The following is a 14,335-nucleotide window of genomic DNA, read 5'->3' on the forward strand; positions in this document are numbered from 1 at the left end:
TTTTTGTTTTGAAAAACATTTTATCTATTTATTATTAAGATTCAAGTAAAATACAATAATTTTTTCTTTAGGATTTTTATGGAATTTTTAAATAATACAAATGTACAGTTTTTTATACTTGCTTATCTAGTAGGTGGTATCCCTTTTGGTCTTCTTTTAGCAAAATACTTTGCTGGTGTTGATGTTAAATCTAGCGGTAGTGGAAGTATTGGTGCTACAAATGTTTTACGTGTTGTAAAAGAAACTAATCCTGCTCTTGCTAAAAAACTTGGAGCTGCAACACTGGCTCTTGATGCACTAAAGGGTATAGCAGTTTTACTTATTGCTATGGCAATAGGTTTGAGTGAATCTACACTTTGGGGTATTGCCGTTTTAGCAGTAATTGGTCATTGTTTCTCGCCATATTTAAATTTTGAAGGTGGTAAAGGTGTTGCAACTGGTATGGGTGTAATGATGGTTATGCTTCCAATAGAGACTATTATAGCATTAGTTGTATGGGCAATTGCTGCTAAAGTTATCCGTATATCTTCACTTTCATCAATGACTGCTCTTTTAGCATTGGTTGTTGCAAGTTTTGTATTAAAACCTGATATGCCGCATGCACCTGTTCTTCTGATTGCATTTATTCTGTTTTACAAACATATACCAAACTTTATCCGCCTATTTAAAGGTGAAGAAAAAAGAGTAATATAACTTATGAAAATTCATATAGAGGATCTAAAATTTCAATGTATTATTGGAATTTTAGATCATGAACGCGAAAAAGAACAGGACGTAATTGTTAACTTTGAGTGTGAATATGAGTTTAAAAATGAGTATATAAACTATGTAAATATAGCTGATTTAATCAAAAAAACGATGATTTTTTCTAAATTTGAGCTTATAGAAGACGCTATTTTAAGTTTAAAATCAGAAATTTCAAAAGAATTTCCACTTATAAATTCACATACTCTAAAAATCTCAAAACCCTCTATTTTAAGTGATTGTAGCGTTAGTGTAAGCGATCAATTTAAACGCTAATTTTAAAAAAAACTTTAACAATTATTAAAATTACTTTAAATTAACCTCATTTTTATGATACAATTCCACAAAATTTTCATTTATAGGAAAAACATATATGCGTATATTAATTATTGAAGATGAAGTTACTTTAAATAAAATGTTAGCTGAGGGACTAAAAGAGTTTGGTTACCAAAGTGATGTTACAGAAACTTTAAAAGATGGTGAATACTACCTGGACATTCGTAACTACGATTTAGTTCTAATGGACTGGATGCTTCCAGACGGAAACTCAGTAGATATTATTGGTGATATTAAAACAAATACTCCAAAAACAGCTGTTGTTGTACTTTCTGCTCGTGATGATAACGAAAGTGAAATCGAAGCCTTAAGAGCTGGTGCTGATGATTATATTCGTAAACCATTTGATTTTGACGTACTTGTTGCTCGTCTTGAAGCACGTTTACGTTTTGGTGGAAGTAATATAATTGAAATAGAAGATCTTACTATTAATCCTGAAGAGGAAAAAATCAATTACAAAGAGCAAGAGATTGAACTAAAAGGTAAACCTTTTGAAGTATTAACTCACTTAGCACGTCACCGTGATCAAATCGTATCTAAAGAGCAATTATTAGATGCTATCTGGGAAGAGCCGGAACTAGTTACTCCAAACGTAATTGAGGTAGCTATCAATCAAATTCGTCAAAAAATGGACAAACCATTAGGTATCACTACAATTGAGACTGTTCGTCGTCGTGGTTACCGTTTTTGTTTTCCTAAAGAAGTAAACTAATTTTATTTCCCCATCTTCTGGGGAAATCACTATCTGCTATGTATTTTAAATCTAACTTTTTGTTATAATTTTACATCTTATTATTGCGTGGACACATAATGTTTTCAAAAAGTATTAGAAGAAACTTCTTACTACAAATCATAATAGCATCTATCTTATTGATATTTGTATTTTCATCTTTTTTATATTTTTATATTGAAAAATCTGTTTATGATGAAAAAAGAAATGAGCTTTTAACTTATGCGAAAAATATATCTGCCAACCGGTCCGTTACAGAACTTGGATCAGATACTACAGATACATACTTAAAAATTTCAGTAGAGGTCATTAAACTAAAAAAATACCCAACAAACAACGGTCTTGATATATACGAAACTACTAAACAAAAGCATACATACCTGACTCTTATATATCCATTTGATATAGGTGAGTTTAGCTTTTTAAAGATTACAAAAGATATAACTCCTACAAAACACTTATTAAGAAAAATACTTAGATATATACTTATTATAAACGTTGTCGGCTTCGGGCTTGTAATAATATATGCAGTTGCACTATCAAAGATGTTAACTAAACCTATAAAATCACTCTCAAATAAACTATCAAACATGAATGAACACCTTATAAGACCTGTGAGAGTTGAGGAGTTACCTGAGGAGTTTGAACCGCTTGGTGAGACACTGAATCACTTAATACTTCGTATACAAAACTTTGTTAAGTACCAAAAAGAGCTCTTTATCGGAACTGCACATGAGATGAAAACACCACTTGCCGTAATAAAACTAAAAAATCAAGTTACACTTATCAAAAAAAGATCGGATGAAGAGTATATTGAAGCAATAGAGACCACAAATAAAGCAGTTGATGATATGAACTTTATTGTATCAAACATTTTAAATATCGGTCGTCAAGAAGGCGCACAATTAGAAAAACCTGTAGAGATAGACATTATAAAGTTTTTAAGAGATAAGACAAATGATTTTAAACTTATAGCAGAAAATGAAGGTAAAAGCATTGAGATGGATTTTAAACCGGATGGTTTTATGGCTATGCTTCAAGTTGGTCTACTTAATCAGATAGTACAAAACTTTATACAAAATGCACTAAAGTTTACACCTGTAGATAAAAAAGTATATATAAGAAGTTCTCAAGATGATTTTGGGCTGTTAATAGAAGTTATTGATGAAGGTTGCGGTATTGATGAAAGTGAAGACCTATTTGCACCGTTTAAACGCCAAGGAAACAAAAGTGGTGTTGGACTTGGTCTGTTTTTAGCTAAGAGTGCTGCAGATGCTTTAGGTGCAAAAATTAACATAAAAAATAGAACAGATGGAACCAGTGGAGCTATCGCAACATTACAGATAAATTCAAAGTTATCTTGTATAATTACAAGCAAAAGATAACTTAAAGCTTTAATTTGATATAAATCTGATTAATAAAAAATAATGATAATATAAACAAGGTTTTTAAATGGCTTTATTGATTAACGATGAGTGTATTGCTTGTGATGCATGTAGAGAGGAATGCCCTACTGAGGCTATTGAAGAAGGTGATCCAATATACTTCATAGATTCTGATAGATGTACGGAATGTGTAGAGGTTTATGATGAGCCTGCATGTATCTCTGTTTGTCCTGTAGATTGTATAGTTTTAGATAAAGACAATATTGAATCAATTACAGAACTTCAATTTAAATATAAAACTATTTTAGCCGAAGAAGAATAAAACTTGGCAAAGCGTGTAGCCGTTATAGATATCGGTTCTAACTCAGTTAGAATGGTTATCTATGAAAAAACAAGCCGCTTTGCGTTTCACCTACTATACGAATCAAAAAGCAAGGTTCGTCTCTCCGAAAATGCTTACAACAACAATGGAAACTTACAACAAAATGCTATGGATAGAGCATATCATGCTCTAAGTGATTTTGTAAACATAATATCATCTTTTAAAGCTAGAAAAACTCTTTGTGTAGCTACATCTGCTCTTCGTGATGCACCAAACAAACTTGACTTTTTAAAACGTGTAAGAAATGGATTAAAACTAAACATAAAAATTATAGACGGTGAACGTGAAGCATACCTTGGTGGTATAGCATGTGCAAATCTTCTGCCAACACAGGAAAATGCATTAACTGTTGATATAGGTGGAGGTTCAACCGAGTTTGCCTATATAAACAATAAAAATGTAAAAGAAACTATATCGCTTGATTTGGGTACCGTAAGATTAAAAGAGATGTTTTTTGATACGGAAGATATAGAAGGTGCAAAAAAATATATAGATGAAAAACTATCTGTTTTAGATAATATAAATACTTCTAAACTCATTGGTATAGGTGGAACTTTTCGTGCGATTATTACATCTATAATGAAACAAAACAAATTTCCGCTGAGAAAACTTCATGCTTATGAGTGTGATATAGATTCATTCAAATCATTTATAAAAAATGTTCTTGATTCACAAACTGAGAGTGACTTAAAATGTTTGTATATTAAAGAAAACAGATTTGACATTATAAAACCAGGTTCACTGATACTTCATAGAGTTATAAAGAAGCTAAATATATCTGAGCTTATTACGAGTGGTGTAGGTGTACGTGAAGGTGTTTATTTAAGTGATTTATTACGTACGTCAAATGATAGACTTCCGGTAAACTATAATACATCCGTAAGACATATTCTGGATTCTCATGTAAGTGATAAAGAGTATTCAAATAACCTGAACAAACTCTCAAAACAACTATTTGATCTCTTAAAAGATAAGTTTGAACTAGATGAAAATTATAGAAGTGATCTGGCAATAGCTGCCAAGCTTTACCCATCGGGTGGAAGCATACACCAATTTGCTCAAAACAGACATAGCTACTATCTTTTACAAAGCTCTCTTGAATACGGTTTTACACAAAAACAGATGGTATTAATATCAACGCTTGTTAGATATGCAAAAAGAAGACTTCCATCATCTACACATGTAGAAAAGTATAAAGTTTTACTTCCTGATGTTAGAACATTAAATACTCTTAGCTATATACTTACTTTAAGTATATATCTATTAAATCATAGACCTAGAAATATTGATTTTACATGTAGTCTGAAGGACAATAGACTTATTATTGATTCAAAAGATGAATTATACTTAACAAAAGAGGATATGACTTCTCTAAAACCACTTGAAGATCTAGAGATAGTTTTTAGCTAAACTCTAAAATCTTTGCCCCATTGTAAATTCGAAGGCAGATGTATTATCTTCTATTTCTTCATTAAGTGGTTTTGAAAACATTAACTGAATTGGACCAACAGGAGAGAACCATTCTATACCTGCACCATACCCACCGCGTGAAAATTCATCTAACTTACTATCACCAATAAAACCCCAATCAATAAATGTTACAAGACGCATTTTTGCTTTTTCAACAAGAGGAAGACTAATCTCAAATGAATTTGAAAATGTTTGTGTTGCACCAGTCTTTATTGTATTTGGATAACCTGTTATTGGATCTTTATATATCTCATATGGAGCTATAGAATATGATTCATAACCACGAACCGATCCAATTCCACCCATATAAAATTTTTCAGAAACAGGTAAATAACCAGTATCCACTGCAAGGTAGTATCTAGATTTGTATCTTAATATAGCATCAAACCCTATGTAATCATCCAGTCCTTTATAAATATTAAATTTGGTACGTGATTTAAAATAATTTGCATCTGAACCAATTCCAGCTTTTTCAAATACTTGACTTATATTTTGTCCTTCACGAGGCAGATAATAATCATCTGTATTGTCAAAGTTAATACTTAAGGATATAGAACTTTTTGCATAATCTTCAAAAAAATATGGATTTACAATCGATGTTGTTTCTATGTTTTCATAACTGTGCTTTGAATATCCATAACCTAAATAACCGCTTATGTGTCTTGAAAACCTATGACCTACACCAACACTCACACCTTGCGAATTTGTAGTGTAGTCGTTGTAGTCATATGATGATTCACTAAGTGAGAAGTTTCCGCTAAAATCACTATCGTTTAATCTTTGATTTGCAATACTAAAAGAGTAGTTTCTTGTAGTTTCCGATTTCTCTGCTTGTATACCTACATCAATACCTGAACCCCAGATATTTCTGTCATTAACAGCTACATTAACTAAGAAACCACCATACGATCCATATCCACCACCTAGCTGAATGTTTCCTGTTGGTGCCTCTTTAACTTTAACAATCAAATCCATTGTTTGATTATCAACTCTTTTTTCCTCTATTGTTTGGCCTTCAAAAAAGCCAAGTCTACCTAAGGCATTTCTGGAATCTGTCAAATCAGTCAGAGAGTACATATCTCCAGGTCCAAGATATAATTCACGTCTAATTATTCTATCAAGAGTTCTATTATTACCGGAGATCAGAACATTTCTAATTTTAACTTTATCACCAGGAATAACTTTAAATACTACTTCAACAGTATTATCTTCTTTATTTTTTCTAAGATCAGGAACAACCTGAACAAAAGCGTATGAAAGATCTGCTACAAGTCTTTTTATTTTATCTGAATCATCACGGAATGTTTTAATATTAAAAGGTTCACCTACCTCTAAAGAGATTACCTCTTTAATCTTTTCATCATCTATTACATGTTTAGTCTGACTTACACTAATACCGCTTATATTGTAAATTTCACCCTCTTCTATAACATAACTCATAAAAGCTGTATAATTATTAAAATCAGCTTTTACAAACGGCTGTTCTACCTTTGCATCTAAAAAACCGTATTGCATGTAATAGTCTTTTATTCTTAGATGATCATACTCTAGGTCCTGAAGATGCATCTTTCCATCATTCCTACCATAAAACCAACCCATCCATTGATGTTCTTTATTTGCAATCACATCATCAAAATCTTCATAGTCAAGTTTTTCAACACCTGAATATCGAAGTTTTTCAATAATAATCTCTTCACCCTCATTGGCTATGAAAGTAACTTTTATGCTTCCGTTTTCTAAATGTTCAGTCTGAATCTCAACAACAGAGTCTATCTTTCCATCTTGACTCATAGCATCGATAAGACGTTTTTTTGCAGCTTGAAGTTTTTTCTCATCATATAAACTTCCGCGTTTAATTTGAATGATGGTATCTTTTATATCTTCATCGCTTTCTTTATAACCTTTAAGTTCAACTTTTGATATTAATGGTTTTTCAATAAAGTAAAATGTTAGTACACCATCTTCAATTTCAGCTGTTATATCTGTAAAATAGCCTTGATCAAAATACTTTTTTATCGCTTCGTTTACTTTCTTTACATCAAGTTCATCACCTACTGAAAAATCAAGCATACCGAGTGCGACAGACTCCGATATATGGACAACGCCCTCGTATTTAATCTCTTTAATTGTTTGCGCAAAAATATTCTGTGTAATAAATAATGTTAGAAGTAGAGCCAAAAGTAGTTTCATATATCATCCATAATGTAAAATAGGAAGTGATTTTACCCTCTGTGAGGTTAATCTATGGTAAAGGAAGAAAAGAAATTTTGCAATTTGTTTTTTAACGTAAATTAAATTAACTTATATGTAGTGTATATAAATAACTTTTTGATAAAATGTGTAACAATTATAATTTATAATATATTTAAAGAAGAAAAAAAAAGGCTGTTATATGGACCTATCTAATGATAAATACAAAGACTTATTGCAAGGTTATAAAGAAGCTGTTGATATCAGCTCGATTGTAACTAAGACGGATCTAAAAGGACGAATTACATATGCTAATGACAAGTTCTGCGAAATATCCGGCTATTCAAAAGATGAACTTATCGGTCAGCCACATAACATAGTAAGACATCCTAAACAAGATTCTGAAGCATTTAAGGATATGTGGGAGACAATCCAAGCAAAAAAAACTTGGCAGGGAATTATAAAGAACAAACATAAAAATGGTACTAGTTACTATGTTCATGCTACAGTTGTCCCTTTTTTAGATAAAAATAATGAGATAGTAGAATATATATCTATACGTCACGATATTACAGAGCTTCATAATTTAACTGAACATCTTGAAGACCGTGTAGCATATGAAGTTGAGAAAAACCGTAAAAAAGACATAGAACAAATAGCAAATTTAAATATATTTTTAGACAGTATCCCAAACCCTATTATAGTTGTAAGTGAAGATAATATTGAATTTGTAAATAAAGCGTTTTTGAATTTAGTATCCAAAAGCAGGGGTGATCTTACAGCTAATACATGCAACCTATGTGAATTTCTAGTCACAGGTAAAGATTACATAGATAAAGAAGAAGACTTTGTTTTAAACAAAGAAAATAAAGTTGCCATTCAAACAAGACATGGAGAAAATATTTTTAACCTTTACTATGAGGAGTTTCAATCATTTAATGGGCGCCCATTGAAGATGTATACCCTAAATAATATTACTAAAACAGAGTATCAAAAACTAAAAATATCATACTATAATGAACAGCTTCAAGAGTACTATTTACGATCAAAAAAATCAAGAAAAGGTTTTATAGAAAAAGAGAATGAACGTCCGGAAGATTTTGAAACTCTTGATACAGATTCTCATAAACAAGTAAGAGAGCTTAGTGATGAAGAGAGAACTTTACTAAAACGTGTGCATTCAGACCTTGCTGTTAGTTCTAAAGATTACACAGAAGAGATCAATGAATATACACTCCTTGAGATTAATGAATTAACAGAATTAGAAGATGATATAAACGAGCTGATAGATCAATTACACGCTAAAGATGAAGATGCACTTCACGAGGTTGCTCTAAGATTACTCAAGTTCTCATCTGTGCTGAACAATTTACATGAGTTTAAAGAGTTGGCATTCTCAATATCTTCGTTAGCCAATCTGTTAGATAAACAAAAAATGTCGGAACTTGATGAAACAATTCACAAAAAAATGATTCTATTTTTGGAAAATATTATTTTAGACCTCTCCAGTTGGCGCAGAATAGTATTTATAGAGCAAAGCGCAAATGATATTCACTATATGGACAGCTCTTTATTTAGCTCAATATTACAACTTGAATTGATTTTTAATGAAGACACAAAAAATGAAGATGAAGATGATTTTGAACTGTTTTAGGTAATCAGAAAGAGATAAACCAAAGCTACCTTGAGGTTAATCTTTGGTAAACTCTCGTAAAAGTTTAAAAATTGGTATAAAAGATGAAACATATGAACGTAGCAATCGTTGGTTTAGGGTTAATGGGTGGATCTTTAGCCCTCAGTTTAAAAAAATTAGATTTTATAAAAAAAATTGTCGGAAGTGATCATAACAAAGCTCACCAAAGTGAAGCGATCAAACTTGGACTCGTTGATGAGATAGTAGAGTTTGAAGAAATAAAAAAATACGACGTTATTTTTTTAGCTATCCCTGTTGATGGTGTAATAGCTGTGTTAAATAACCTAACAGATATAGATACAACCGCTACTATCGTTGATCTTGGAAGTACAAAAGAGAAGATAGTTAAAGCAGTACCTGATGTTATTCGTAAAAACTTCGTAGCAGCACACCCTATGACGGGGACTGAAAATTTTGGACCAAGTGCAGCTGTTGAAGGACTTTATGAAGATAAAGTAGTAGTTCTATGTGATTTAGAAGACAGTGGTGAGCTCCAATCTGATATAGCTAAAAAGATATTCCGTTCACTAAATATGAAAAAATATTTTATGGGTTCAAGTGAACATGATCGCCATGCCGCATTTATATCTCACATGCCACATGCCATCTCATACTCTATAGCAAATACCGTAATGAATCAAGAAAACAAACATAACATTTTAGCTCTAGCAGCGGGTGGTTTTCGTTCTATGAGCCGCTTGGCAAAAAGCAGTCCTAATATGTGGGAAGATATTTTTCGTCAAAACAAGTCAAACCTTTTAGAAGCTATAGAGCTTTTTGAAGATGAACTAAAACAGCTAAAATCAAACATCCAAAATGATAACTGGAAAGAAGTTCACCAAAATATAGAAAATGGTAAAAAGCTACACGATATATTTGACTAGGATATTCCTAGTCTTTTAAGTAGATTTTTTAATTCTTTTTTATCTATATACTCTTTTTGAGTTGAGTATATATTTGATTCTATTTTGTTTATAAACTTTTTTACTTCATCATCACTCTCATAAGGGAGGAGTTTTACAAGAAGCATCTTCTCATCTTTTATATCAAAACTATCTTTTTTATCGCTCTTAATTACAGTTTTAAAAAGCATGATGGCCATACCTACAATAACTCCTAATACAAAGATTGTCACCATCCAAAATATAGAAAGCTCTTCAGAACTATTTTCCCCGTTATTTTCACTTTTATCATTAGTTTCCTGACGCTTTATATTTAGAGTTTCATCTTTAGTTTCTGAGCCTTTAACCTCTATCTTAAACTCTTTAGTTTTTATAGTTTTTATCTCTTTTGTTTTAGGATTAAAATATCTCAAACTAATAGAAGGAATCACAAAGTCATGCTCGGATACAAAAGCAATTTTTTGAGTTAAAATATTGTTACTTACATCAACCTTTTCATCGAATATACTTACACCTTCTACCTCAGGCTTTAGCGTTTTTATATCTTCAAGATTTCCTTCACCTTTAACCTTCAAAGTCAGATTTACGGCTTCATTTTGCTTAATAGAGTTTTTATCTATCTCTGCTTCTATCTCAAACTCACCTACCAAATCTACTCCGCTTGGAAGCTGTTTTACATCTATGTTAAGTTCATTAGAAAAGTATGTACGCCACTTAACCTGCGGTATTAAATATCCCCATGAATCTTTTGTATTTACACGTGAAGCTATTTTGATCTGTGCCTGAGAGATCTTTAAACTCCCCTCACGTTGGGCTGCAAGTTTATAAACTACTTTTGTAACTGTATAGTCATCTTCTTTATAACGCTCAGGCTTTGATTCTGACTTAACCCAAAAACCTTGCAGATTAGGTGGTATAAATTTGCTATCAACTGCATTTGCATTGTTTTTTTGTTTAAATAGAAGCGTTACTTCAAACCCCTCCCCTACGTAAACTTCATCTTTTGAACTCTTTAGACTAAGTACAAACTGTGAATCTTTTGTTATTATTTGATCGCTTACATCTATTTTTATAGGTTTTGTATACTCTGTTTTTCCACCTATCTTTATGGCTATAGGCTTGATCTCACAACTTTTTTGCGGTAAAAATTTATATGAAAGTATATATGTTTTGTTGTAGTTTCCATTTATCATCTCAACACTTGTTTGAGAATTTGTAGATATTATGTCCTCCCCACAAATAGTCTGGATATTTGGTTGTTCTATATCATCACCGTCAAGTTTTAAAGACAGGGTCACCATCTCACCCTTAACTACTTTTTGAGCATCTACGCTTGCAACTACGGATGCGTTTAGTATATTTGTTAAAAAAGTTAAAAATATTAAAATTCTACCAAGGTTTTTCATTTTCATTTTGCCTTTCTTGAGGTTTATTTAACTGATAAAGGTAAGTATTTTGTTTGTTTTTGAGTTGTTCAATCCACTTCTTCATCTCAGCATCACTCATCTGTTTGATCTCAGCAGATGCTTGCTCTTTCTCTTGTTGCTGATCATTTTTATGTTTTTTATCTTCTTTGTTTTGTTGCTTTTGTGATTTTGACTCTTCTTTTTTGTCTTTTTGCTTAGCTTTATCTTGTTTATCTTCAGAGTTATTTTCTGAATCTTTATTCTTGTTCTCTTGAGATTTTTGATCTTTATTATTTTTTTGATCTTTTTGGTCTTTATTCTCTTTTTGGTTTTGCTCTTTGTTTTGATTATTTTGTTGTTCTTGCTTATCTTGCTTCTGTTTATCAAGCTCTTTTTTTACAGCTTCAAGATTTTCTCTAACCTCTTTGTCCTCTTTTATCTCTAAAGATTTCTCATATGATTCTTTGGCCTTTTCCAATGAATTTGTCCTTGCATATGCATTACCCATATTTGCAAAGTTTTTTGCTCTTTGATACTTGTCATCAAATACTGCTTTTTCATAATACTCCAAAGCTTTTTTATAATTATTTTGTTTATAGTAAGAGTTTGCAGCATTAAAATAACTTTGCCCATTGTTATGTTCAGAGGCATACTTTTCATATACCTTTGCAGATTTTTCATACTCCCCTGCTTCATATGCTTTTTTAGCTTTATCCAGCTCCATAAAGTCCAAAATACCGGCTTTAAGATCAGCACTAGCTCCAAGCACTACAAAAACTAAAAAGATATTTGGAACATTAACTGTCACACGTTTACTCATTGAGCTTGTAGCGATCAACAGTATAAACATCGCAAGTCCTAAAGGATAGTAAAACAGTGGGATATATTTTTGAATCTCCTGGCTTTTTAACTCTTTTTTTTCACTATGACTTTGGATCTCTTCATACATAGTTTGTATGTCTTTATCTGAAGTTGTATTTTGAATATACACACCACCAGTTTTAGTTGCTAATGAAGATATATCTTCATTTAGTTTTGAGATGATAATGTCACCTTTGTATTTTATGTAAGTGCCGTCTACTTGTTTTACAGGTGCACCTTTTTGTGTCCCTACACCAAGTATAAATACAACTATCTCTTTCTCTTTTGCATACTCTATCTCTTTGCTAAAATCTCTTGCATCACCGCCATCACTTAATATCAGCAGGTACTTTTTTTCAGATTTAGTTTGAGAATTTGCAACAACCTCAAGCATAGATAAAAAGTCTGTCCCTTTTTGAGTAATTGATGATGTATCAAGTTTTGATAGCAAAAATGCAACAGCACCGCTGTCAAAACTAAGTGGAGACACAAGGTATGAATTTTTAGCAAATGCTACAATACCAAAACGCTCATTAGGTGCATCTTCAAGAAGTGTTAGTGCTTTTTTCTTTGCTAACTCTATTCGTGATGGGTATACATCTTCTGCAAGCATAGAATCACTAATATCGAGTGCGATCATAATATCTGCACTTTTAGCTTTAACTTTGATCGTCCCGTCTTTTATAACAGGCTCTGCCAGTGCTACAACAAGAAGAATTCCTGTAAGTAAAAAAAGTGCATTTCTTGCTTTTAGCGTAAGCATATTTGCAGAAACCCTTAACTTATCCATAACATGATCGCTAAAAAAATGTGCCTGTGATTCTTTTTGAGTTAAAAGCAGTCCAAAAAGTATGAACATCGGTGGAAGAAGATAGTATAAAAACTCAGGATGTAAAAACGTCATTCACTAGCCCCTATCTTATTTCTCATATATACATAAAACATTAATGATAAAAATCCAATAAACAGTGGATATATATAATAATACTGCAGATATGAGAAAGTCTCGTTTTTAATCTCTGACTTTTCAAGCTCGTCTATACGTTTGTATACCTCTTCAAGTTCACCTGCATTAGCCGCACCAAATGCCTGACCACCACTCTCTTGTGCTATTTGTACTAATACATTTCTGTTGTATTCGTTTGGTCCGCCTATACCTATTGGATAAACTTTAATTTTCTCTTTTTTTACCATATCTAGTGCTACATCAAGAGGAAAGTTATTTTCAGGAGCATTATAACCATCTGTAAGAAGAATGATCACTTTTGACTTTGATTCACTCATTTTTAAAAGGTTAACACCTTGTGCAAGTGATTCATAAAGTGCTGTTTTCTCACCTGCCATACCTATATGCAACTCTTTCACAATACCTTTTAAAATATTTTCATCATAAGTAAGAGGAGATGCTATAAATGAGTATGCGCCAAAAACTATAAGACCGATGTTATCATTCTTTCTTTTTTCAATAAAATCACTTACTATCTCTTTTACTACATCAAACCTTGTGGATAATGGTGAAGTCATATCAAAACCTCTGGCTTTCATAGAACCTGATGCATCTAAAACAAGTGCCATCTCATAACCGTCTTTAGGTTCTAATTCATACGGTTCGTCCTTTACAGGGCTCATTAAAGCCATAACAAACATAACAATAGATAGCCATTTGAGAAAAAACAACAGTTTTGATTTAGAGGCTGTATTTTTCATAAATGATGCAGTATGAGGGAAATAAATAGAAGGCAGCCTCATTTTACATAAACTAGCACAAGCTATAAAGAAAAAAATGACAAATACAAGTTTTGGAAACTCGAAGTAGATGCCATCAAACATCAATCATACCCTTATATAGTTCTATATAGCTTAGAGTCTCCCCATCAAAATCATCTACATTTTTTTTATACTTATAAACTTCCAAACGATCTATAAGATTTTGATACATACCTTTTTGTCTGTCTCCATCATCTTTAAAAGTAGCACCATAGAATGTAATTGCATATGCTGCTTTTTTTGTATCTTTAAGATCAACAGATGTAAGAATTTTAAAGTGCTCTTTTCTTTCATTGTAGATATTTCTATTTTTAAAATATTTGTATATTAGATATATAAACCCTAAAACAACAATAGAGGAAATAGCAACTATGGCTAAAAGATAGTAAAAAGAGTACTCTTGAACCTCGATAATAGTTTTTATATCGTGTAAAGGGATATCATAACTCTGAGTCTGTAAATTCTGCAT

The 14,335-nt window shown here is 31.7% G+C and carries 13 protein-coding genes; 8 read left to right on the forward strand and 5 right to left on the reverse strand.

Annotated features, from left to right (window positions below; all coding sequences use genetic code 11):
- Window positions 1-78: 78 nt before the first annotated feature.
- The 6 genes from plsY to ABZA65_RS08560 all read left to right on the forward strand — a co-directional run bounded on the left by plsY (window position 79) and on the right by ABZA65_RS08560 (window position 4,987).
- Entirely contained in the window at window positions 79-693 is a 615-nt protein-coding gene (gene plsY, locus ABZA65_RS08535; RefSeq protein ID WP_373072662.1) for a glycerol-3-phosphate 1-O-acyltransferase PlsY, read from the forward strand.
- 3 nt (window positions 694-696) lie between these two features.
- On the forward strand, window positions 697-1,020 hold the full coding sequence (locus tag ABZA65_RS08540) for a dihydroneopterin aldolase (RefSeq protein ID WP_373072664.1): 324 nt from the start codon (window positions 697-699) through the stop codon (window positions 1,018-1,020).
- Window positions 1,021-1,117: 97 nt separating this feature from the next.
- Window positions 1,118-1,792 carry a homeostatic response regulator transcription factor HsrA gene (gene hsrA, locus ABZA65_RS08545; protein WP_373072666.1) on the forward strand — a complete coding sequence of 225 codons (675 nt, stop codon included), beginning with the start codon at window positions 1,118-1,120 and terminating at the stop codon, window positions 1,790-1,792.
- A gap of 98 nt (window positions 1,793-1,890) precedes the next feature.
- Window positions 1,891-3,195 (forward strand): sensor histidine kinase, encoded by a 1,305-nt coding sequence (locus tag ABZA65_RS08550; RefSeq protein WP_373072668.1) that lies wholly within the window; start codon window positions 1,891-1,893, stop codon window positions 3,193-3,195.
- A 67-nt stretch (window positions 3,196-3,262) separates the two neighbouring features.
- Entirely contained in the window at window positions 3,263-3,517 is a 255-nt protein-coding gene (locus ABZA65_RS08555; RefSeq protein WP_373072670.1) for a YfhL family 4Fe-4S dicluster ferredoxin, read from the forward strand.
- Between the two features lie 3 nt (window positions 3,518-3,520).
- The gene (locus tag ABZA65_RS08560; protein WP_373072672.1) at window positions 3,521-4,987 is read left to right on the forward strand and encodes a Ppx/GppA phosphatase family protein; all 1,467 of its coding nucleotides are present in this window, start codon (window positions 3,521-3,523) and stop codon (window positions 4,985-4,987) included.
- 3 nt (window positions 4,988-4,990) lie between these two features.
- On the opposite strand, the gene bamA is transcribed toward ABZA65_RS08560, so the two are convergent.
- Window positions 4,991-7,237, reverse strand: coding sequence for an outer membrane protein assembly factor BamA (gene bamA, locus ABZA65_RS08565; protein WP_373072674.1), 2,247 nt, complete (start codon window positions 7,235-7,237; stop codon window positions 4,991-4,993).
- Between the two features lie 202 nt (window positions 7,238-7,439).
- Here bamA and ABZA65_RS08570 point away from each other — a divergent pair, with 202 nt between their 5' ends.
- Together ABZA65_RS08570 and ABZA65_RS08575 are read left to right on the forward strand one after the other, a co-directional pair.
- Window positions 7,440-8,891: a PAS domain-containing protein gene (locus tag ABZA65_RS08570; RefSeq protein WP_373072676.1), complete on the forward strand. Its 1,452-nt coding sequence runs from the start codon at window positions 7,440-7,442 to the stop codon at window positions 8,889-8,891.
- Between the two features lie 92 nt (window positions 8,892-8,983).
- A complete protein-coding gene (locus ABZA65_RS08575) occupies window positions 8,984-9,814 on the forward strand; it encodes a prephenate dehydrogenase (RefSeq protein WP_373072737.1) in 831 nt (276 codons plus the stop codon).
- Here ABZA65_RS08575 and ABZA65_RS08580 read toward each other — a convergent pair.
- Genes ABZA65_RS08580 through ABZA65_RS08595 form a run of 4 tightly spaced genes read right to left on the reverse strand, consistent with a single transcriptional unit; the run spans window position 9,811 to window position 14,335 of the window.
- Window positions 9,811-11,238, reverse strand: coding sequence for a BatD family protein (locus ABZA65_RS08580; protein ID WP_373072678.1), 1,428 nt, complete (start codon window positions 11,236-11,238; stop codon window positions 9,811-9,813). The two genes, ABZA65_RS08575 and ABZA65_RS08580, sit on opposite strands and share 4 nt — an antisense overlap.
- Window positions 11,222-13,003, reverse strand: a complete 1,782-nt coding sequence (locus ABZA65_RS08585; protein ID WP_373072680.1) for a VWA domain-containing protein — start codon at window positions 13,001-13,003, stop codon at window positions 11,222-11,224. The genes ABZA65_RS08580 and ABZA65_RS08585 overlap by 17 nt, the downstream gene beginning before the upstream one ends.
- Window positions 13,000-13,929 carry a VWA domain-containing protein gene (locus tag ABZA65_RS08590; RefSeq protein ID WP_373072682.1) on the reverse strand — a complete coding sequence of 310 codons (930 nt, stop codon included), beginning with the start codon at window positions 13,927-13,929 and terminating at the stop codon, window positions 13,000-13,002. The genes ABZA65_RS08585 and ABZA65_RS08590 overlap by 4 nt, the downstream gene beginning before the upstream one ends.
- Window positions 13,922-14,335 carry a hypothetical protein gene (locus ABZA65_RS08595; protein ID WP_373072684.1) on the reverse strand — a complete coding sequence of 138 codons (414 nt, stop codon included), beginning with the start codon at window positions 14,333-14,335 and terminating at the stop codon, window positions 13,922-13,924. Before ABZA65_RS08595 ends, ABZA65_RS08590 begins: the two co-directional genes overlap by 8 nt.

Source organism: Sulfurimonas sp., assembly GCF_041583195.1.
In the GTDB taxonomy this organism is placed as follows: Bacteria; Campylobacterota; Campylobacteria; order Campylobacterales; family Sulfurimonadaceae; genus Sulfurimonas.

Coding starts and splice junctions, on each gene's coding strand:
- ABZA65_RS08570 (WP_373072676.1), top strand. CDS start 7,440: ATGGACCTATCTAATGATAAATACAAAGACTTATTGCAAGGTTATAAA.
- ABZA65_RS08540 (WP_373072664.1), top strand. CDS start 697: ATGAAAATTCATATAGAGGATCTAAAATTTCAATGTATTATTGGAATT.
- ABZA65_RS08590 (WP_373072682.1), bottom strand. CDS start 13,929: ATGTTTGATGGCATCTACTTCGAGTTTCCAAAACTTGTATTTGTCATT.
- ABZA65_RS08585 (WP_373072680.1), bottom strand. CDS start 13,003: ATGACGTTTTTACATCCTGAGTTTTTATACTATCTTCTTCCACCGATG.
- hsrA (WP_373072666.1), top strand. CDS start 1,118: ATGCGTATATTAATTATTGAAGATGAAGTTACTTTAAATAAAATGTTA.
- ABZA65_RS08575 (WP_373072737.1), top strand. CDS start 8,984: ATGAACGTAGCAATCGTTGGTTTAGGGTTAATGGGTGGATCTTTAGCC.
- ABZA65_RS08550 (WP_373072668.1), top strand. CDS start 1,891: ATGTTTTCAAAAAGTATTAGAAGAAACTTCTTACTACAAATCATAATA.
- bamA (WP_373072674.1), bottom strand. CDS start 7,237: ATGAAACTACTTTTGGCTCTACTTCTAACATTATTTATTACACAGAAT.
- ABZA65_RS08595 (WP_373072684.1), bottom strand. CDS start 14,335: ATGCAGAATTTACAGACTCAGAGTTATGATATCCCTTTACACGATATA.
- ABZA65_RS08580 (WP_373072678.1), bottom strand. CDS start 11,238: ATGAAAAACCTTGGTAGAATTTTAATATTTTTAACTTTTTTAACAAAT.
- plsY (WP_373072662.1), top strand. CDS start 79: ATGGAATTTTTAAATAATACAAATGTACAGTTTTTTATACTTGCTTAT.
- ABZA65_RS08555 (WP_373072670.1), top strand. CDS start 3,263: ATGGCTTTATTGATTAACGATGAGTGTATTGCTTGTGATGCATGTAGA.